We start from the raw sequence: 20,562 nt of genomic DNA, 5'->3' as shown, positions 1-20,562 counted from the left end.
GTTATCGAGACCGCTAGACTATCTCTGTTTCAGTTAATTTCAAGCTTGGCTCCTTATAGTTGGTATCGACCAGCTAAGAGTCTGGTCGCTCAATCCGGATGAGCATAATACGAAAGGAGACTATCATAGCCAACAATAAATTACTTATCCCAGCCCTCGCTACACTAGGGGTTGTAGGAACAATCGCTACTGTGAGCGCAGCTACTAATGTTGCCAATGCGTTGACAAGCGCTAGTTCGTCAATAGGAAGCACCTCGACATCCACCCAAAACGATACATCGACACAGCGTCCACCTGTGTTTGACGAATCAAAAGGTGGTCACACTGCAAACGGCAAGGCAGAAACACTTCTCACGGGAACTGATCTCGAGAAGGCCACAGCCGCAGCGACCGCAAAGGTATCGGGTGCTACCGTGCTTCGCGCCGAAACCGAAGCCGACGGCAAGGGAACCTACGAAGTTCATATGAGGAAATCTGACGGTTCTCACACTACCGTCTATCTCGACACGAACTTCACGGTTACTAGTACAGAGGATGGGCCAAACAGTCCAGGACCGCGAGGTCCACGACCCCCACGGGACAGCAGCACTACTGCTGACTCTTCACAGCAAAACTAGCCGCCCTCTGTCCTCTCCTCGGTCGAGAAAACACCTCTTGTTAGTAAGAGGTGTTTTCTTTAAAGAATCACTATCAATACTCCTCCAAACCATATACAATAACAGGTACGATGACAAAAAAATCCCGCTCCCGTGTATCTTCTCGTTGGCTATACGGTCTCTCAGCACTTATTGTCGTCGGGTGGCTGGCAGTCTCTGGCATCGGCGGACCGTATTTTGGAAAGATTAGTAAAGTTTCGAGCAACGACCTCACTAACTTTTTGCCAAAAAGCGCTGAAGCAACTGCTGTAAACACCGAGCTACTCAAGTTTCGTGACAGTTCTACGATCCCGCTTATTGCAGTTTTTCACGACACTAACCGCGATATAAGCGATAGTGATATGGTGAAATTGACAGATTCAGCCAAGCAACTACGCTCAATTGAGGGCGTTTCTAGCGATATTTCACCACCGATTCGCTCAGATGATGGCAAGGCAGCTATCATTGTGATTCCCCTTGCTTCAGGGGCTGAGTTCAAAACTATCTTTCCAGCCCTGAAGTCGACGATCGATGGTGCTGGCATTGGCATTAGCTACAAACTAGCAGGACCGGCCTCATTCGCCCGTGATTTGCAAAATGCCTTCGGTGGCATCGACGTCACGTTATTATTGGTAGCACTCGCCGTTGTATTTGTTATTTTGCTCATAGTGTACCGATCACCTTTACTGCCGGTCATCGTTCTCTTGGGGTCAATCAGCGCATTATCAGCGGCAATTATCATCGTGTACCATTTGGCTGCAAATGGTGCCATCCAGCTCAACGGACAAGTGCAGGGGATTTTGTCGATCCTGGTTATTGGTGCTGCGACCGATTACTCGCTACTCTACATCGCCCGCCTACGCGAAGAGTTGAGTGAACACCGCACGACATGGGAAGCAACAAAGGCCGCACTCAAAGGCTCATGGGAACCGATTGTGGCAGCAGGCGGTACCGTCATTGTTGGGCTGCTCTTCCTCCTGCTATCTGACTTAGGATCAAACAAAGCACTTGGACCGGTAGGCTCAATCGGAATTATTTTAGCCATTATCAGCAGCCTGACCTTTCTGCCGGCCGCATTGCTGCTGGCGGGACGCACGGCCTTCTGGCCTCGCAAGCCGCAGTACGACCTAACGCACAATGACAAATACGAGCAGCGCCACAGATTATGGGCCTCAGTAGGAGCCTTCGTACGTAAATACCCACGCCGTGTTTGGATAGTAACATCCGCACTATTGATTGTCGCGTGTGCGGGGTATTTCCAACTAAAAGCCGACGGTGTTGCCCAAAGTGATTTTGTACTAGGGAAGTCAGAAGCACGGGATGCTCAAGCTATCCTCAACGATCATTTCCCGGGCGGTTCGGGATCTCCTACCTACGTTATTGTTCCGGAATCAAAGGTCGATCAATCTGTCACAGTGATTGATGCCGATCCAGGCGTTGCCTCTACGGCCATCACTGCCACTGGATCACCATCTGGAACCGCCCCGATTGGCAAAAGTAAGCAAAAACTGCTCGAAACCTTGCAGGCAGCTATCGCAAAGCGTGGTCAAATCCCTGCCGGCACCCCAGTTGAATCGTTTTCGCCCTTCAAAAACGCCACGCCAAAAGTCATCGACGGAATGGTACTTCTCCAGGTGACTTTAACAGATGGCGCGGATACACAGGCGGCGCGAGCGACAATCGTCAGGCTCAGGACTGCCCTCCATCCGCTCGAAAACAGTATCAAGGTAGGCGGTATCAGCGCAGTCCAATATGACACCATTATCTCATCTGAGCGCGACCGTTATGTTATTATTCCGCTCATCTTAGCAGCCATTACAGTCATCTTAGTGGTTCTGCTACGCTCCCTAGTGGCACCAATCATACTGCTCCTAACAACAGTCGTTTCTTTCGAGGCGACACTTGGCGTATCGGCAGTCTTGTTTAACCACGTATTCCAATTCCCGGGCGCAGACCCATCTGTTGTGTTATTTGGATTTGTTTTCCTGGTCGCACTTGGTATTGACTACAATATCTTCTTGATGACACGGGTGCGCGAGGAGATCAACAAAAGGGGGGTAGTGGATGGTACCATCAAGGCACTCGTTGTCACTGGAGGGGTCATTACCAGTGCTGGCGTTGTGCTAGCATCGACATTTGCGGCACTGGGTGTTATCCCAATTCTATTTTTGGCGCAACTTGCCTTTATCGTGGCATTTGGTGTTCTGCTCGATACAATTATCGTTCGGTCACTCCTCGTACCAAGCCTCACAATCGATATCGGGCGGCCGATGTGGTGGCCAAGCAAACTAGCCCGTCAGCGGAAGGGGGAATAGTAGTATGGTTGAACAATTTCTAGTGAGACTCGTCGTCACTGGCGTCGTAATGGGTGTATTCGATGGGCTATGGCTTAGTGTCGTTGCCAACAAGTTTTACCGCTCGCAAATCGGATCGCTCCTTATGGATAAGCCAAACATGGCGGCAGCCGTGCTATTTTATGTTATTTATGTCATCGGCATCGTCGCATTTGTATTATCACCAGCACTCGATAAGCAGTCATGGCACTATGCCCTAGGAATGGGCGCTCTCTTTGGGTTCGTCGCCTATGCAACCTATGACCTCACCAATCTTGCCACACTCAAAAACTGGCCTCTTACCTTAGTGATAGTGGACCTGATCTGGGGCACGGTGTTGACTGCCACAGTGTCGGGTATTGCCTACTGGGTGATGCGAACATGGTGGTCATAGGCGATCTTGCGGTTAGTTTTTTTGCAGCACTCGCTGTTATGAGTTGTGCTTTTGTTGTTGGCTGGTACAAGAAACGCTACGATGGCGTCGATGTCGCATGGGGGATGGCAATCTTGGCATCGGTAATCGTTCAAATACCATTTCATTTTACTCACTCAACCGTAGCGATTGCTGCCAGCGCCTGCATCTGCTTGTGGGCACTCCGACTATCGTTTCACATCGGAAAACGCTGGCTTCACGCCAAAGCAGAAGACCCGCGCTACGTAGCGCTCAAAAAACAATGGCCCAAACGGTTTGTTGGTTTACAAACATTTTTTCGTATCTACCTAGTACAAGCAGTCCTCGCCGTTATCGTATCTCTTCCGGGTATCGCGCTCTGGCTTGACAAACCAGCGGTGTCATCATTGACCGCATTAGGGCTTGTCCTCTGGGTCGGCGGATTTATCATTGAGTCGGTCGCTGATTACCAGCTCCGCAGCCATGTTGCACAAAAACCCGGCACACTTATGACGAGTGGCCTATGGCGATACTCACGTCATCCAAATTATTTTGGAGAACTCGTGATGTGGTGGGGAATCGCGTGTCTCTCATTGAGTTCGCCCTCTTGGTGGCTCGCGACGATTGGCGCTGCCACGATCAGTATTTTAATTATCTTTATATCAGGAATCCCACCGAGCGAGCAGAGATCAAGTCGCTACCCAAATTGGAACGAGTACCGCCGAGCCACCTCAGTACTGGTGCCACTTCCACCTCAACAAAGATAATATTATCAGGTAGTCCCCATGGCATCGTCACACCTCAGATCAACACCATCCCAATATATTGGAGGTGGTCATCTTAGCCGCGAGAGAAGCCCAGGTCCTTTCTCGGGCTTCTTCCGTACCCTCATATGACAGAATTGTTGCAATCACCCCCGTTGATGCGTTATACTAACCGTAAGTACTATCGATAGCAAACGAGGGGGCAATTTTATTAAACCACGCCAATTAAATCGCTTTTGGCATCGGCGGCTCTGTGAAGCAGTTATGCTAGTAGCAGCCGCAGTTCTTGGCCTCTACGCGTGGTCGTTCTTTTCAGGAGTCAAGCAACCAAATAACACACTCCTTGTCGCAGATTATGCGGCAATCGTCGCCGCAGCGACCCTCATAAGCTCCTTTATTGCGTACGAGTGGACCCCCCATCGATTTATCGGTCTCTCTTCGCGCCTCATCTATGGCCTACTGCTCGTAACCATCGGTTGCTTGATGGCTGGGACGGGTGGCATATCTTCGCCATTTATCGCGCTCTGGATGGCTGCGTCAGTGTTTGCGGGCGTATTCGGGAAGCAGGGGATCATCATGCTTTTTATCGTAGTCAACGCTATACTCTTTTGGCAATATTCGAGCAATACACTCACGACCAATAGTCTCATGCTCGCTCTCCTAGCGGGAGATCTACCGCTTGCTGTTGGCATGCTCATTTGGGGACATCAGGGCGACAATGACGACGAGGAAACCTCGGAGGATAAATCCTACCATGAACTCGCGACACAGCTTAGCCAAGTTTCGGGCAAATCTGAGGTAGTGATCAATGCCATTGCCGACGGAGTCATCGCTCTCGACAGTAAAGGGTCGGTCGAATTGATAAATCCTGCTGCGCAGCAGCTGATAGGGTGGGGCAAGCAAGATGCACTCGGCCTTAGCTACAAATCGGTACTCAAACTCGTTGATGGCAAAAATCAAGAACCTGATGTCATGAATGATCCGATCACAAAAGCCCTCAACGAAAACAAACAGGCCACCTCATCAGTTCTCAGTCTTGTCACCAGCTCGGGCAAGACCACTCTTATCTCCATTGTTGTGTCACCGGTTGGTCAAGCCGGCTCTGGTGTTATTATTGTTTTTCGTGACATTAGCGGAGAGAAGGCAGAGGAACGTCAACAAGCCGAGTTTATCAGTACAGCAAGTCACGAAATGCGTACGCCGGTTGCTTCTATCGAAGGATACTTAGGCCTAGCACTCAACCCCAATACCGCTACCATCGACGACAAAGCACGTGATTTTATTACTAAAGCACACGCCTCGGCACAGCACCTTGGCCGACTCTTTCAGGACTTGCTCGACGTCACCAAGGCAGATGACGCCCGACTCAAAAATAACCCTAAAGTGGTTGATGTCGTCCCCTTTGTTCATGATATCTTTGAGGGGCTTGAGTCAAAAGCAAAAGAAAAAAATCTTCATTTTATCTACAAACCGCTACCCGAAGACAATGTCACCAAAGAGAAACTAAACGGGCGACGCCTGAGCCCAGTATTTTATGTCAATGTCGACAACGATCACCTCCGCGAGGTGATGAGCAACCTTATAGAGAACGCCATCAAGTACACACCGAGCGGCGATGTTGTTGTTGACGTCAATGGTGATGACAATCATATCGTGATGAGCATCGCCGATACGGGGTTAGGCATTCCTAGAGAAGACCAAGCACACCTTTTCCAAAAGTTTTATCGAGTGGACAATACCGACACGCGTGAAATTGGTGGTACCGGCCTTGGCCTCTATCTCTGTCGTCGCCTCACCGAAACAATGGGGGGACGTATTTGGCTAGAAAGCGAATACAAAAAAGGGAGCACCTTCTATGTGGAGCTTCCCCGTATCAACCATGAAGATGCGATGCGTCTGATTGAGCAAGCGAGTATCGAGGCCGAAAATGCAGCTGCGGCAACAACGACCACACCGATTTCAACAAGTACCACAACACTTGCTGTGCCACCGTCACTGCCAGCTATTCCTGACATCTCAACTCCTTCCCAAAGCGCCCCTGTGGGCGTGGTTACCGCACCACCAACGACCCCACTACTAGCACCGGCACCTCTGATGGCACCCGCATCTCAACCCCTCGTTCCAGGAAGAACCTACGCCGCTCCAAATATTCCGCTGTCAACAATTGAAGCAAATCCAAGTGCATTTATCAGCCATCACGGAGCGACACGTGTGTCTCCACAAGCTGAAATCAAGAGATAAGCATGAGGGGTATAGTTTTTTTTACATGCCTGGGATACAATGGGAGGTAACATGACAAAGATACTGCTAGTCGAGGATGACAAAAGCTTACGAGAGATCTACGGTGTACGCCTATTAGCGGAAGGATACGATATTGTCTCGGCAGGCGACGGCGAAGAAGCACTCGCCATGGCAATCAAGGATCGTCCTGATCTTATTGTTAGTGATGTGATGATGCCAAAAATCAGTGGATTCGATATGCTTGATATCCTGCGATCAACAACCGAGACGAAGGGCATTAAGGTCATTATGATGACCGCTCTTAGCAGCGAAGATCAGCGTAAGCGGGGTGAAAGCCTTGGCGCCGATCGCTACCTGGTAAAGTCACAGGTTGGTATTGAGGACGTCGTACGCACAGTGCATGAAGTCTTAGGTGACGCACCTATCACTGCAAATACGCTGAGGCCCGCTTCCTCTACCACTTCCGCCCCGTTACCCCCTTCGCCGGCAGCGCCTACTTCCTCTCCAGCACCCGTAGCTCCTGTTGCTCCCATGCCCCCTGCCGCTCCGCTTCCTCAACCAACGGCAGCTACGTCCGCACCATCACCTCAGCCAGCGCCCACCTTAACACAGCCCCAGGCATCACCACCACCTCTGCCGCAACCGACTGCACCGTTTTCCACCCCTCGCCCGGCTACACTCGGGGATAGGGTCATTCATCCACTGCAGCCTTCAGAACCTCCGCGCGACTACAACAATCTCATGGCAAGAGAACTGGCAAACGGCGTCCAAGGCACCGCTGCACCCGTAATGCCTCAACCGCAAGCTCCCACCGCTCCTCCCATTCCAACGCCTCCACCAACGTTTTCTGCACCGGTAGTTGCGACCCCACCGGCCGCCAGTGGTCTTTCCTTTGAGGAAACACCTCGGCCGCCTGTAGCGCCTCCTCTGCCCACAGTACCCATGCCTCAGTCTCCGACGCCACCGAGCAATCCGGTCACTCCTGTTGTATAATACGAACTATCGTGTTACCTGGTAATTCACAGCGACTCAATAAATACCTCGCTCTTGCGCTTGGTATTTCACGTCGCGAAGCGGATCTGCTGATCGAAAAAGGTAGCGTGTGTGTTAATGGCGTCACCGCTCAACTCGGCCTCCAGGTAAGCTCATCTGATCATATTACGGTAAACAACAAAGAAATACCCTTGGCACCCACCAAGTACACCTACCTCCTCCTCAATAAGCCCGCCGGGTACGTCTGTTCACGACGCTCCCAGGGAGATACCCCAACAATTTACGACCTTCTACCATTACCCCTCAAACACCTTAAATCAGTTGGTCGTCTCGATAAGGACAGCTCAGGCCTTATCATACTTACCAATGATGGAGACTTTGCCCACCGCATGACGCACCCTCAGTATCGCAAAACAAAAGTATACCGTATACGCCTCGATCGTGATCTCGAACCACTCCACCAGCAAATGATTAGTGACATCGGCATCACTCTCGACGATGGACGTAGTCAACTGACCTTAGCAAAACTGCGTGATGGCAATTTGCGCGAGTGGCAAGTAACGATGAGTGAAGGCCGTAATCGACAGATACGCCGTACTTTTGCCGCACTAGGATATACAGTGGTGAGGCTCGATAGGACTAATTTCGGTAATTATTCACTGGGTGATATAAAGCGCGGTCTTTACCATCAGATTAATATTCAGTAGGCGATATATTTGCTTGATAAATACTTTCCAGACCTTCTACCTCGAGCGCAAGATATAGTGATGGCAACGGTCGATAGGGACGTTCTGCCGTAGTGTGCAAACGGCGCAACGCTTCAACCCTCGATGATACTGTCGGCCTACCAGGATAAACTGCTCTATGCCAGAGACCGTTGCTGTCGAGACCGTATCTGTCGATAGCTGTTTCAGCCAGAGCAGAGATATGATATGCCCTTAGTTCGGAACTAAGCCGATACTCGTGGGGGAGCGTTACGTTCATATCGACAACAGGAAACATACTATAGTCATCGAGGTGTGTCACTTCATGCGTTGTCACGACAGGATGCGCAAAAGGATAGGTGACATTCTTGGCATCTTGCATGGCAAAGGCAACGATCGGCTGTTGATAGATTGCAAAGCGTGTACCACCAACAGAGTGTTCGCCACGCTCCGTGAAGACCTGAGCACTATAGCCCCTCCCCATTTCAATCTTAGTTGTGGTATCTTGGCGGCGATACGCTTCTCGGCGTATAAGTGCATCGAGTGCATCTTGATGGCTCAGGTTAGGACAAAGCTCTCTCATGCGCCTAATCTGCGCTTCAACAACTTCATCCGCTTGTGTCGTCATCTCTTTCGGATAGCAGAGGTTCTCACCGGGGAGCATGGCGACAACCGGAAATACCTGTTGACTTTCACCATGACTCGGCAAATCTATCTCAAGCCCCGAAGTCGACACGGCCATATCTGGTATCACTACCTGGCTAAGCCGCCGCTCAAGCACCGCGACAGTCGTCGCACCCAAGATATCCCTCACACCCTCATGACGCAAAAAGCCCCATGCCCGCTCGAGACTGTCTCCAATAAATTGTTGTCGCTGTTCACTACTCGGTGCGGCCATAGATGATTTCCTTATTCATGTTTTTATATCACTTTATTTGTTATTGGTCAATCTTATGGAATACTCAGATTATAGTGTTTACGCTCGCTATTTCTCGTTACCTCTGTTATACTATCTCTATTATGGCGGCAAAACTCCCTATGGTTGCTATTATCGGACGTGCGAATGCGGGCAAAAGCTCGCTTTTTAATCGTATGGTCCGCTCACAGCAAGCAATTGTTGCCCGTGAGGCTGGGACCACCCGAGATAACGTCACGGGCAAGGTGCAGTACCAAGACCATCAATTTTGGCTTGTCGACACGGCCGGTCTCAAGGATCCATTGGATGAGTTCGAGGCAACCATTCAACACCAGATTGATGATGCTGCTGAGGCCGCAGATGTTATCATTGTTGTCGTTGATAGTACTGAGTACCCAGGCGATGAGGATCGCATGGTTGCCAAAAAAGCGCTCAAGAGCAAAAAACCAGTTATCCTCGTTACAAACAAGGCTGATCTAAAAACGAGTCTGCCCGACACAGAGTTTCGCTGCCTAGGGATAAGCGACAGTATTCGTACAAGTGCTGAGCATAACAGCGGTATCGCCGAGCTATTAACCAAGATTACAGACTTGATCCCCATAGCACGCGAGTCTGAGCCAGATGACGTCGTACGAATCGCATTGATTGGTCGTCCAAATGTTGGCAAAAGTCACTTGTTCAACACGCTCGCTGGCAAGCAGCAAGCGCTTGTCGCAAATATCGCAGGGACGACCCGCGATCTCGGGCGCACTCGCGTAACGTTTCACCGCCAAACACTCGAGCTCATTGACACAGCGGGTGTCCGTCGCCAGGGAAAGCAAGAGGTGGGAATCGAAAAGTTTTCGGTCTTGCGCACGCTCCAGGCCATCGAAGAAGCCGATGTTTGCTTCCTCCTGATGGATGTTGGCGAGCTAAACACCCAACTCGACCAACGTCTGGCTGGTCTCATCAACGAAGCGGGCAAAGGGCTAGTCTTGGTTGTAAGCAAATGGGACAGTGTGGAGGGAAAAGACGCCTTTACTCGCGACGCCCTCGCCCCGAAAATAGCCCACAGCTTCGATTTTGTACCTTGGGCACCACTCATTTTTACGAGCAGTGTGACTGGTCAAAACGTTACCAAACTCTTTGAGCTTGCTACCGACATTATCACTCGCCGCAATCAGGCAACTAAGACGCGTGTTCTCAACGATCTCTTACAGCAAGCCGTCCAAAAACATCCACCGGCCGGTCTCAAAAACTCGCACCCCAAACTCCGCTATATGGTTCAGACCGATACCGCTCCGCCATGGTTCGTCATCTATGGGAGCAACCTCAAGTTTGTCCACTGGAGCTACAAACGCTATCTGGAGCGACTGCTGCGCGAAACGTATGATTATAGTGGCACTCCTGTAAAGTTTAGCTACCGCGACGAAAAACAAATCAAGGCCAACCGCGAACGTATTGCCAAGGGTCTTGAACCCGTTACAAAAGCATACAAGCAGCGCAAGAAAGCCGAACAATCCGCCAAATAATCTTGTCACCATAGAACGAACCCCCGCCAACAAGGACGGGGGGCCAGGGAGGTTCCCTGGGCTTTTTTTTGGGGGGGCAGAATATCAGGCGCGCCGGCGCCCCTTGGTAATCTCGCGATTCAGGACAACTCCCGTCCAGCCACCGAGTGCACCCAGAAGCACAGCCATGACGCCGGTGAACCACTGGCTCGTAACGACGCCGAGTAACGCTCCCATGATGATGAGCACCGTCCCCAAGACCATCAAGAGGATAGCCTCACCCCTGGAATGTGCCGACGTAAACGCTGCCGGATCCACAAGTGGACTCACTTGTATTTCACCTCCTCACTCAATCGTTTGGTCTACCCTTACACCAATATTTATATCATAAGTAATGGTAATTATATACTTGACGTTACCAACTACCCCTGATACAATAGAGGCATGGAAGCATTCAACCTCATCCAATTCTACGACTCATTTGCCACAGAAGAACAGTGTCAAAAGTTCTTGTTTGAGCAGCGCTGGTCAGACGGCGTTACTTGCCCAAAATGTGGTGAAATAGGTATCAAGTATTATAAGCTCGCCAGCGGCCGCATGAAGTGCGCTAGCTGCCGTAACCCATTTACCGTCCGTATGGGTATTATCTTTGAAGAAAGCCCTGTACCGCTCCGTAAATGGTTTTTGGCGATCTATCTATGTACGAGCCTCAAAAAGGGCGTGTCTTCTATTCAGCTAAGTAAGTATATTGGCGTCACCCAAAAAACTGCTTGGTTTATGCTCCAACGTATACGCCATGTGTTTGAAACTGGCAGCTTCGAGAAGCTAACTGGTGAGGTTGAAATGGACGAGGCGTATATAGGCGGCTCAGATAAATACAAGCACCACAACAAGAAACTTAAGACTCTTACTGGCAAAGGCGCACAAGGCCACGGCAGCAAGAATAGTAAAGCTCCTGTCGTCGGCATGGTTGAACGTGGCGGCCGCCTACGCGTTATTGCAACAAAAGACACAGGTAGCGCTACGCTCATGAACCTAGCGCGCAAGAACATTGCTATTGACGCTACGATCTACACAGACGAACACATGCCGTATCGCACCCTGCCTAAAATTGGTTTCAAGCACGAAAGCGTCAACCACGGCGTCAAAGAGTTTGTAAACGGCATGGCTAGTACGAACACCGCAGAGGGCTTTTGGTCGCACCTAAAGCGCGGTATCAATGGTATTTACCACCATGTAAGCGCCAAGCATTTGCAGCTATACTGTGATGAATATACGTTCCGCTGGAATACGCGCGAACTGACTGACGGCGAGCGTTTTGAGGTATGGTTTGATAACATCGACGGCAAGCGCCTGATGTACAGGAACCTCATTTGCAGGCGTTCTTAAAACTTTGGTATCGATACCCAACCTATAACTACTCTTTCTATCTGTTTTCACTTCTTTTCTTTTCCTCTCTTTTTATATATAAATATAAGAAGAAAGTGACTAAGCGTATGACAGTAGCAGAACCGAAGTATAGAAGACCCTTAAACCTAGAGCAAGTAGCGGTATTAGACTGGCTGTATAAAGTACGTTTCAGTAATAGTAAACAAATAGCTAAGTACCTACTTAAACCGAACCAGAAGACCATACAGAACAAGCTACAGATACTCGAAGAACGCGGCTTTATTAGCAAGCACTACAACAAGTCATACAAGCTCGCAGGACGACCAGCGGAGTATTTTTTGACGCCCAAAGGCGCACGCCAGTTACCAGCAGATAGTACAAACGAGTGGGCTATAAAAGCTCTCTACAAAAACAAAACCGTATCGCCAGAGTTCATCACGCACTGCCTCAACGTAGCTGATACCGTCCTGACATTACAAGCCATATATGACGACAAACTCCGTTCATTTGCGAGCAGCCAGCTCACACCATACGAGTACTTTCCTACATGGAAGCCAGACTTGTTTCTGAGCTTCAAAGGCAAGAAGACAGGAAGCGGTGGCACCGGTAGTCCACGACGCTACTTTCTTGATGTATGGGACGATACCAAGCCGTTCTTTGTGAGCGTGCGTAAAATACGCAATTACATTCATTACGCCACAGATGGTGACTGGCCGTATGGGCATGGGGAGCTGCCGACTGTCTTGGCGATTTGTCCAGACGAGCGCACACAGACAAAACTGGCTAAGCAGATACGGCGGGCAGTTGAGGAGGAAGATATGTGGGACGAGATTGTGTTTGCGACGATTACACGAGAGCAATTAGAAAAAGCCACGACTACAAGTAGGTTATGGCAGAAGATAGACGAGGAGCAAGAGATAGATTTAGTAAAGCTGTAGCAACCGCGCCAGATTCAACCAAAGTTCCTTGACACCCCCATTCCTCTCATGCTAAACTGAAGTAAATCTTAGGCATCCACCACTGTCAAAAAGAGAAATAGATAGCAAATAATCTCAAAAGGAACCCTGGTGGAATGTCGTACTCACATATAAACACTCGCAGCAAGAACTCTCTCTCTCTCTCTCTCTCTCTCTCTCTCTCTCTCGTAACTCGCCCAGCGGGCAGGTAGTGGCGAAGGGAGTCTCCCGATGAACCAATCCATCACCCAGACGATTACTGTCACGACCGCGCCAGCAAACAGTGGCGGTACACTTGCTAACACCGGTGAAAACCTACCTCTTTTTGTCGGTGTTGGGGCTCTCTGCCTCCTGGTTGCAGCTGCACTGACGTTCATCTACCTCAAACAAGGCCGCACGGCACGCGCCAAATTCCGTGGCTTCTTCTCACTGATCGCACTAGCTGGTCTTACGGGTGTTTTTATCTTCTCGCAGACCCACGCCGCTTCTGCCACTGCCACCCTCGCCTTGACGCCACAAAACCAAGCTATTTCCGTTGCCCAGGGCAGCCAGGCGACCATTCCAACCACGGCAACATTGAATACTACTTCGACCGCTGGCTACACCTTGACCCTCGTCCAAGCCCAAAGCGCCAATGGTGTCAGCGCCACAGTGAAGGGCGGTGACCTCACTTCGGATACGCCTATTGCTGCAAGTCCCGTCACCGTGAAGCAATCATCAAGCGCCGCAACGAGCACGGCAGTCAACACCACCCTCACGGTTGCCGCAACCGCCAACGCCACCCCGGGCACGAGCGATCTTAAGTTGACCTACACGCTGACGGAAACTCCTGTCCCCGCTAACCCTGCTGTTTGTGAAAACGCCAACCCAGTAAGTGCTTGCCAGGTCGACATGGATGCTGCCCTTATCCCCGTCACGTACACCGGTACGACGGCAAGCCCACAGTGGAGCAAGGCTGACGTCAACAGCGAAGGCAATTGGTATAACTACCAGGCCAAGCAATGGGCGAATGCTGTTGCGGTCAAGGCTGGCGTGCGTACCACCTATCAAAACGCTGCCGCTGGCACCATCATCCCTGAAAGTGACGTACTTGGCTACTACACCTACATCCCGCGTTACCAATATCAAGTTTGCCGCCCGAATGCGAGCGATTCACTGACACTCAGTGCCGGGCAATGCCAAGACGGCACCGGTGCAGACGTGCTCTCGACCGCCAGCCCGTACAACTTCAACATCAAGTTCCAAACCGCCAGCCAGACTACCTCGTATAACGGCACGACCATCGGCGGCTGGGCAACACACCCTGCCTTTACCTTTGGCACGGCGCAGCTCAACGGTATCTGGGTCGGTAAATACCAGACCAGTACCAGCAGCGAGGCCAATGTTGCCAGCGAAACCGCTTCGGCGGCAGCGGTCACGAGCGGTGACGTCACGATCAAGCCAAACCAATGGGGCTTCAGCAACCAGACCGTTTCGAACCAGTTCGCCACCGCCCAGAGCTTCGCCGACAGCACTAAAGCAACCTACCAGGGTATGAGCGCTGGCACGACCGACTCCCGCATGATGACCAACAGCGACTGGGGTGCGGTGGCGTATCTCACGACGAGTGTCTACGGCCAAGGCGCAGCAAATCCTGTAGCAATCAATAACTGTGTCGCAGCTGACTGGAACGACTACAACGGTCGTACTGGCTGGAGTGGTGGTTCGTCAAGCGCCAGTTATACGCAGAGCTGCGCGGTTGGCACTGATGACAGCGGCGCGTACCAGACTACGATCGGCCAAACAGCCAGCACCACCGGCAACACCAGTGGCATCTACGACATGGTCGGTGGTAACTGGCAATATGTCATGGCACATCTCGTCAACGATACCAATATTGCGAACTATAGCGATAATAGCGGCTTTGCCACGCTCCCAGCCAGCAAATACTTTGACGGCTACAGCACAACTACCTTCAACGCTGCCGCTGGCGACTACTTCGGAAACTACCAGAATTGTACCTGGGCAACCTGCGGCGGCCAAGCGTTCTTTGAGACGACCTCCGCCTCGCCGGTGTCCGACTGGGGTCAGTCGTGGCTCGGCGAGATTTCGATCTCGGTCGACCCGTACCTCCCTTGGGTTTTCCGGGGCGGCGTTGCGGACAGTGGTTCGTACGCTGGTCTGTTCTCTGCGGTTACCGACGACGGGTCGGCGTACGGCGGTAGCGGCTTTCGTGTTGTCCAGAGTCGGTTTTAGCTTCAGCTAAAAGCGTTTATCTCTTTAACTCTTTTCATCACTATGCCTAAGAAACCACTTTCTTCAAGTGTGCAAGCGAGCCTTTTCGGCGAGGTGGCAGCTGGTCCCACAGACCAGCTGCCGAAATCCGCTGCGGCGAAGCCGCCAAAGCGTGAAAAAATAGCTAAAATAGCAGAAAGTGCCCAAAAAGCACCTACGTCAACTCCATCAAAAGCCAAGAAACCATCAGCTGTCAATAAAATGCGCCAGCGTGCCCGCAAGATGCCGCCCGTCCACTACCAAACCTACTACCAGGCGACGCTGCTACTCAACTATACCTACACCTTGATTGAGAAATTTCCGAAACACGAAAAGCTCGGCCTGATGCAAGCCATCCGTGGCCGCACCGAAGATGTGGTTGAGCTGATCCTTGAGGCCGCCAGCTACTACAGCCGTGACCATAATCGCGAGCAACTGCTCCGCAAAGCCGATATCCGCATCAAAATGATCGCCGTGCTAGTCGAATATGCCTACAACAAGCGCTATATCACCGACAAAAACCTGACAGCCTGGGCAGGCAAGCTCTCCAATCTTGATGACGCGGTGGTAGGGTGGGCGATGAGTTTAGGGAAGAAAGAGGCAGCAAAATGAAAAGACGCGGTTGATACAGTACAGTAACGCGCGCGCCTTATCTACCTTTCATAATAACAAAACACTTACAGTATGTCAATAATTTTTCGGGCTTTCGTAATAATCTTGAGCCGTTTGATGTCATGCGGACCAGACGCGAGGTAGTAGCGGATCCGTGCTTCCGCTTTCTTCTGGTGGAGTTTGGCTCGGCGTAAATCTATGACTATGTTATGGGACTGTTTACGGGCTGTTCGCAAGTTGTTGTCTATCGTCTTTCTGCCATCACCTTTCGGACTCTTGACTTCCCACTTTGTACCGTTGGCCTCTATATCTGGCGTCTTCTTTCGTTCTGGGCGCAGGAATATAACATTTGTTTTGAAGTGATGCGCCAAAATAACCGCAGCCGTCATCTCATGATCGTGCGGCGAATCTATAAGGTCTGTTTTAACAACTACTTCGTACTTTTTGGACATATCTTTTCTTATTCTATCACTTTGCTAGTATCCGAAGTATACTGTAGACGGCATGTTCATCATGCTAGGGCTTGTCTCGCACGGTGACACCTCCGCCTCGCCGGTGTCCGACTGGAATCAGTCGTGGCTCGGCGAGAATTCGAACTCGGTCGACCCGAACAACCCTTGGGTTATCCGGGGCGGCAATGCGAACAATGGTTCGAACGCTGGTCTGTTCTATGCGAATACCAACGACGGGTCGGCGAACAACGATAACGGATTTCGTGTTGTCCAGCGTGTAGCAAACTAAAGTGCCTGAGTAGCGCTCTACGGAGGCGAAGGGCATGCACGCAACACTCAGAGACTCGTCCTCTTCTCTCGTTTACTTAGCGGGAGAATAAACATATCAATACGACAGTCCCTTTTTGGTAGGCGGATTTCGCTGACTCTCAGGGACTGTTTTTTTGGCGCAAGGATCGGAACTGCTCCTGATAGCGAGCCAACTTACGTCGCGTGTAAGTGTGGGCGTTCACATGTGCTGCATGGCCAAGCCAAGAATTGACGCGGAGCTCAAAACGCTCTAGTGAATCCATTCCACTTTCGTACTCATCGATGATTTCACATAACTTGCGTTTACTGCGATTACGAAGCCTTCTGTGATGCGGATGGATTTTGTAACCGCAAAAATCCAGTCCGTGACGTGCCGGATAGTAGCGACTTTTAGGATTGAGTGGGAGGTGCAGTTTGGTGTATAAGAATGACTCGATTGCTTGGTAAATGCGCCCCGCTTCATTTTTGCTCTCAACAAAACAAATGAAATCGTCCATATAGCGCACGTAGTATTTGACTTTCAGCTCTCGCTTTACGAACTGGTCAAGCTCATTGAGGTAGATATTAGCAAAATACTGTGAGGTATAGTTGCCGATGGGGATACCCTGCGTGGGTGTATTGTGAAAAAGAATGGTAAAAAGAAGTGCTTGGAGCTCCCTATCGCGGATGTTCTTTGCGAGCAGTTGGTAGAGAATCGCTTTGTCGATATTCGAGAAGAAGCTGGCGATATCCAACTTGATAATATAGGGCGAGGTGAAGTGAGCGAGCGCCGTACGCAAAAAATGCTGAGCGGTGGCAACGGCCTGGTGCGTGCCACGTTCGGGAATGCAGGCGTAGGTATGGGCGATAAATCGCGGGATATAGTAGGGTTTGATGAATTCCTCGACGACCCACTGGTGAACGATACGGTCATGAATCGGAAGGGCTAGGATATGCCTGGTTTTTGGATCATGAATCGTAAACTCATAGTACGGCGAGGGCACGTATGTCTGTGTTTGCAAACTCCTTGTTATTTGATGCAGCAAGAGAACTTTTTGGGGCAAGAACCGTGCAACCTCGGGGCGCTGCGATTTGTTGCGGACGGCTCGTCGATAGGCCTCGTGGAGAGAAGACTGCTTGGCGGTTGACTGGAGTGAACGCCTGAGAGACTTCATTGCTGGAGGTTAGTTTGCTGCCATCACTTGCTTGGCTATCAAAACAAGCCGGCCATCGCTTGAACCGCCGAGGCTGCATGTATAGAGGGTGAGTTTCGCATCTTTGCTCGGCGCCTCAATCTCCGTTTGTGTCGGTTTGACATCAAAGATTTTATCAACGTAATAGGTGTAACGTTTGCCGTTGTAGTCAATCAGGATTTGGTCGTTCAGCACGAGTTTGCCAAGGTTGTAGAATGGCGACTTTTCAATCGTCCCGGCAACGGTGCCCTCTAGTGTGAAGCGGTGGGCTGCGATGATGAAATTACCGCCATCGATCGGGTTGCCTCTCTCTGGATAGCGCCACCAGGCTCCGTGGTTGAGCGAGTTGAGTCCGTCTGTTCCGTAGGGTATATTGACACCGATTTTTGGAATGATGATGCGGTTATCGCCTACTTTTGGTGTAGGTAAGGTTTTTGTATCGATCGACTTGATGGCAAGTGGAGCAATGGCCGGCGCAGAAACAAGCAGGAGGAGGTAGCCACCACCGAGAAGAAGGCACACTATAAGCAAAAGCAAAACAATACGGGCAATAGAGTGCGGACGTTTTCGTGGCAGGATAAGCATTATTGTTTAGTATAGCGCTAAGGTGTATTTATGGGAATAGAGGGATCGGATGCTACACTAAGACCATGCTCTATCTCCCTCGCTTCACTTCAGTCAGATACATCCGCCCAGATGAACCGCACTGGTTCGACAGCAAAGGCCACTACATCAGCGGCAAAAACGGTGAGCAGCACCAGATGTCAGGCCCAGAAGTCGACACAGTGCGGTATATGGCGGGCCTCGAGCCTGCCGCACAACAATTTGATTTCATTTGCATGGCAATCCTCCGGCATCATAGTGGCGTGATATATACGATGCGCCTGATGAACGAAACCGAATGTGGGAGGTTATGGCAAAAACTCATCAAAAAGTTTGATGAAGTGCCGTGGTATGGTAATGCGCGGTACGTCATGCCATACGATGACTTTAACTATAAGATAATTGATTACGATGCAGGTACTTTTGACAGGACAGAAGCAGAGCGGCTCTATCGAGACGTCTGCAAAAGTGCATATGTATTGTATCACTAAATAATGTCGTGGCGTTTTGTTATAATCAAGGCATGACAACAGATAAAAAGCCGACTAAGGCAGAGATCAAGGAGCTAGAGGCTCAAATTAAAGCCGATCAAGAAAAGCCTGTACGCGAAAATGAGCGCCGCGTAAGAGTTGGCGCTGCTTTTCAGGACGCGGTAAAAGAAATGTCGCAAGCCCCGCCTATGACGAATAACGAAGTTGCAAAGTGGGTCAAAGATCAACGCAAAGAGATCGAAGATTTAGAAAATGACAGGTAGCTTTACTTTTCAAGAATAGCCGCCTTTAGTGTGATTTGGTGACATCAAGTATATAATTGCCTAAGTAATGATCTTTGTCATCTTTTACAGTGGTTTATAATGATACGTATGAAACTTATCATTGCACTCGGCAATCCAGAGAAACGCTATGACGGGACCCGTCATAATATTGGGTTTTTTATTGCCGACCATCTTGTCGGGCAATGGCATGCTAGCTGGCAAAAACAGAAGAAATTTCATGCAATCACAGCAGAGTATGTAGCCCCCAGTGGTCAGCATGTCATCATCGCAAAACCCACGACCTACTATAATTTGGTTGGCGAGTCAGCGCGTGCTATCAGCGATTTTTATAAAATCGCGCCCGAAGACACCTTGATTATTCACGACGACCTTGCGCTACCCCTTGGCACCGTAAGAACGCGAATTGGCGGCAGTAGTGGCGGCAATAATGGTCTCAAATCCCTCACCAGCCACCTTGGTGAAACAACGTGCCGGCTTCGCATTGGCGTATGGGATGATACCCATGAGGGTCGAGAGGCAACCGATGTTGTGCTGGGCAAACTCTCCGCAGCAGAGCAGCAGCAGTTAGCAGCGCTGCTCCCAAAAGTCACATCACTTATCGACGCGTTCCTTGCTGGTGACTTTGCAGTAACTACACACCGAGAAGCTTAATAATAGCGGCAACCATCACAAGTGCCATAACCAATACAAGTGCCTGCAGCGTTCCCACGCGCCGGGGTTGCTCGTGAATATCGGGAATAATGTCGCTCGCTGCTACGTAGATGAAGAAACCACTGGTGAGGGCTAATAGTTCGGCTTCGGGTATCTTTACTGTTGTACCGAGCAGATAGACGGTCGTGGCAGCAAGCAGCGTGCCAACTGCGGTCATGATGTTCGCGAGCAACACCTTACGATCATGCCACCCGCGCGACAGAAGGATACCAAATGTCCCTAACTCCTTGGGAATTTCATGTGCACTCACTGCGAGTGTCGTCACAAACCCGCTCACGGGATTAACCACAAATGCCGCCCCAATGGCAATACCATCGATAATGTTATGGACGAGATCTCCCGTCATCACCAGAAGGTTTTGAGAAGTATTTTTTGCTCCCAGCTTATGCTCATGATGATGGTGAAACCACGTCGAGCTCCGCTCGAGTAAAAAGAATATGATGAAGCCTACAAGTACCCACACGAGCAATTCTCTTGGTTGACCCATCTCAAAACTCTCTGGCAATAGATCAAAAAATGCCGCCGCCAACAGTGCACCTGCACCAAATGGCAACGCATACGTGATAGCGTGCGCCCTCCGCTTTTTTGTCAAAAAAAGTAAGGCACCACCGATCAGCGAGAGAGCACTACCTACTATGATTGCGAGCACCATCAGAGCAAAAGAATTCATAGAGGTATTTTAACACAACCAAAAAGGCGCTAGGTAAGGGTGGGCATCACCTAGCGCCATTTCAGCCTTCATCCCACCCTGAATATCGGGTATTAGCGTGACCCACCTCACAAATACGAGGTCCGCCGGATAAAGGCGTTAGTATACGCACCAGGCTTTCTAAACGGTGTTACAGTGGAGGGTAGAATACTAT

At 50.4% G+C, this 20,562-nt stretch carries 22 protein-coding genes; 16 read left to right on the top strand and 6 right to left on the bottom strand.

Features of this window, described 5'->3' with window-relative positions; all coding sequences use genetic code 11:
- The first annotated feature begins 98 nt into the window (after positions 1 to 98).
- The 7 genes from L336_RS04315 to L336_RS04285 all read left to right on the top strand — a co-directional run bounded on the left by L336_RS04315 (position 99) and on the right by L336_RS04285 (position 8,064).
- Entirely contained in the window at positions 99 to 617 is a 519-nt protein-coding gene (locus tag L336_RS04315) for a hypothetical protein (protein ID WP_015641995.1), read from the top strand.
- Between the two features lie 110 nt (positions 618 to 727).
- Positions 728 to 2,950, top strand: a complete 2,223-nt coding sequence (locus L336_RS04310) for an MMPL family transporter (protein WP_015641994.1) — start codon at positions 728 to 730, stop codon at positions 2,948 to 2,950.
- Positions 2,951 to 2,954: 4 nt separating this feature from the next.
- Positions 2,955 to 3,362 carry a DUF2177 family protein gene (locus L336_RS04305; RefSeq protein ID WP_015641993.1) on the top strand — a complete coding sequence of 136 codons (408 nt, stop codon included), beginning with the start codon at positions 2,955 to 2,957 and terminating at the stop codon, positions 3,360 to 3,362.
- A complete protein-coding gene (locus tag L336_RS04300; protein WP_015641992.1) occupies positions 3,350 to 4,126 on the top strand; it encodes a DUF1295 domain-containing protein in 777 nt (258 codons plus the stop codon). Before L336_RS04305 ends, L336_RS04300 begins: the two co-directional genes overlap by 13 nt.
- A gap of 261 nt (positions 4,127 to 4,387) precedes the next feature.
- On the top strand, positions 4,388 to 6,364 hold the full coding sequence (locus L336_RS04295; RefSeq protein ID WP_015641991.1) for an ATP-binding protein: 1,977 nt from the start codon (positions 4,388 to 4,390) through the stop codon (positions 6,362 to 6,364).
- A 51-nt stretch (positions 6,365 to 6,415) separates the two neighbouring features.
- A complete protein-coding gene (locus L336_RS04290; RefSeq protein ID WP_015641990.1) occupies positions 6,416 to 7,357 on the top strand; it encodes a response regulator transcription factor in 942 nt (313 codons plus the stop codon).
- A gap of 11 nt (positions 7,358 to 7,368) precedes the next feature.
- Positions 7,369 to 8,064 (top strand): pseudouridine synthase, encoded by a 696-nt coding sequence (locus L336_RS04285; protein WP_015641989.1) that lies wholly within the window; start codon positions 7,369 to 7,371, stop codon positions 8,062 to 8,064.
- Here the strand turns inward: L336_RS04285 and L336_RS04280 are convergent.
- Positions 8,051 to 8,959 (bottom strand): hypothetical protein, encoded by a 909-nt coding sequence (locus L336_RS04280; RefSeq protein WP_015641988.1) that lies wholly within the window; start codon positions 8,957 to 8,959, stop codon positions 8,051 to 8,053. The genes L336_RS04285 and L336_RS04280 overlap by 14 nt on opposite strands.
- A 122-nt stretch (positions 8,960 to 9,081) precedes the next feature.
- On the opposite strand from L336_RS04280, the gene der reads away from it, so the two are divergent.
- Positions 9,082 to 10,488 (top strand): ribosome biogenesis GTPase Der, encoded by a 1,407-nt coding sequence (gene der / locus L336_RS04275; protein WP_041191359.1) that lies wholly within the window; start codon positions 9,082 to 9,084, stop codon positions 10,486 to 10,488.
- Between the two features lie 84 nt (positions 10,489 to 10,572).
- On the opposite strand, the gene L336_RS05835 is transcribed toward der, so the two are convergent.
- Positions 10,573 to 10,797 carry a hypothetical protein gene (locus tag L336_RS05835; RefSeq protein WP_015641986.1) on the bottom strand — a complete coding sequence of 75 codons (225 nt, stop codon included), beginning with the start codon at positions 10,795 to 10,797 and terminating at the stop codon, positions 10,573 to 10,575.
- A 114-nt stretch (positions 10,798 to 10,911) separates the two neighbouring features.
- On the opposite strand from L336_RS05835, the gene L336_RS04270 reads away from it, so the two are divergent.
- The 4 genes from L336_RS04270 (at position 10,912) to L336_RS04255 (ending at position 15,677) form a co-directional block, all read left to right on the top strand.
- Positions 10,912 to 11,856 carry an IS1595 family transposase gene (locus tag L336_RS04270; protein ID WP_015641985.1) on the top strand — a complete coding sequence of 315 codons (945 nt, stop codon included), beginning with the start codon at positions 10,912 to 10,914 and terminating at the stop codon, positions 11,854 to 11,856.
- Between the two features lie 107 nt (positions 11,857 to 11,963).
- On the top strand, positions 11,964 to 12,794 hold the full coding sequence (locus tag L336_RS04265) for a replication-relaxation family protein (RefSeq protein ID WP_015641984.1): 831 nt from the start codon (positions 11,964 to 11,966) through the stop codon (positions 12,792 to 12,794).
- A gap of 249 nt (positions 12,795 to 13,043) precedes the next feature.
- A complete protein-coding gene (locus tag L336_RS04260) occupies positions 13,044 to 15,047 on the top strand; it encodes a hypothetical protein (RefSeq protein ID WP_015641983.1) in 2,004 nt (667 codons plus the stop codon).
- A gap of 42 nt (positions 15,048 to 15,089) precedes the next feature.
- Positions 15,090 to 15,677: a four helix bundle protein gene (locus tag L336_RS04255; RefSeq protein ID WP_015641982.1), complete on the top strand. Its 588-nt coding sequence runs from the start codon at positions 15,090 to 15,092 to the stop codon at positions 15,675 to 15,677.
- A 65-nt stretch (positions 15,678 to 15,742) separates the two neighbouring features.
- Here L336_RS04255 and L336_RS04250 read toward each other — a convergent pair whose 3' ends face one another.
- Positions 15,743 to 16,129, bottom strand: a complete 387-nt coding sequence (locus tag L336_RS04250) for a CdiA C-terminal domain-containing protein (RefSeq protein ID WP_015641981.1) — start codon at positions 16,127 to 16,129, stop codon at positions 15,743 to 15,745.
- 52 nt (positions 16,130 to 16,181) lie between these two features.
- Here L336_RS04250 and L336_RS04245 point away from each other — a divergent pair, with 52 nt between their 5' ends.
- The gene (locus tag L336_RS04245) at positions 16,182 to 16,418 is read left to right on the top strand and encodes a hypothetical protein (protein WP_015641980.1); all 237 of its coding nucleotides are present in this window, start codon (positions 16,182 to 16,184) and stop codon (positions 16,416 to 16,418) included.
- A gap of 139 nt (positions 16,419 to 16,557) precedes the next feature.
- Here the strand turns inward: L336_RS04245 and L336_RS04240 are convergent, their stop codons facing one another.
- Positions 16,558 to 17,592 (bottom strand): reverse transcriptase/maturase family protein, encoded by a 1,035-nt coding sequence (locus L336_RS04240; protein WP_015641979.1) that lies wholly within the window; start codon positions 17,590 to 17,592, stop codon positions 16,558 to 16,560.
- Positions 17,593 to 17,601: 9 nt separating this feature from the next.
- Positions 17,602 to 18,195, bottom strand: coding sequence for a sortase (locus tag L336_RS04235; RefSeq protein WP_015641978.1), 594 nt, complete (start codon positions 18,193 to 18,195; stop codon positions 17,602 to 17,604).
- 65 nt (positions 18,196 to 18,260) lie between these two features.
- Between L336_RS04235 and L336_RS04230 the strand changes: the two genes are divergently transcribed.
- The 3 genes from L336_RS04230 to pth all read left to right on the top strand — a co-directional run bounded on the left by L336_RS04230 (position 18,261) and on the right by pth (position 19,639).
- Complete coding sequence (locus L336_RS04230; protein WP_015641977.1) at positions 18,261 to 18,704, top strand: hypothetical protein; 444 nt, start codon at positions 18,261 to 18,263, stop codon at positions 18,702 to 18,704.
- Between the two features lie 32 nt (positions 18,705 to 18,736).
- On the top strand, positions 18,737 to 18,967 hold the full coding sequence (locus L336_RS04225) for a hypothetical protein (protein ID WP_015641976.1): 231 nt from the start codon (positions 18,737 to 18,739) through the stop codon (positions 18,965 to 18,967).
- Between the two features lie 108 nt (positions 18,968 to 19,075).
- Complete coding sequence (gene pth / locus L336_RS04220; protein ID WP_015641975.1) at positions 19,076 to 19,639, top strand: aminoacyl-tRNA hydrolase; 564 nt, start codon at positions 19,076 to 19,078, stop codon at positions 19,637 to 19,639.
- Here pth and L336_RS04215 read toward each other — a convergent pair.
- Entirely contained in the window at positions 19,620 to 20,369 is a 750-nt protein-coding gene (locus L336_RS04215; RefSeq protein ID WP_015641974.1) for a ZIP family metal transporter, read from the bottom strand. The genes pth and L336_RS04215 overlap by 20 nt on opposite strands.
- Between the last annotated feature and the right edge of the window lie 193 nt (positions 20,370 to 20,562).

The sequence above is a fragment of the Candidatus Saccharimonas aalborgensis genome (assembly GCF_000392435.1).
Taxonomy (GTDB): Bacteria; Patescibacteriota; Saccharimonadia; order Saccharimonadales; family Saccharimonadaceae; genus Saccharimonas; species Saccharimonas aalborgensis.
The sequence above is the reverse complement of the archived record's forward strand: the minus strand, read 5'-3'. Positions and strand labels throughout refer to the sequence as shown.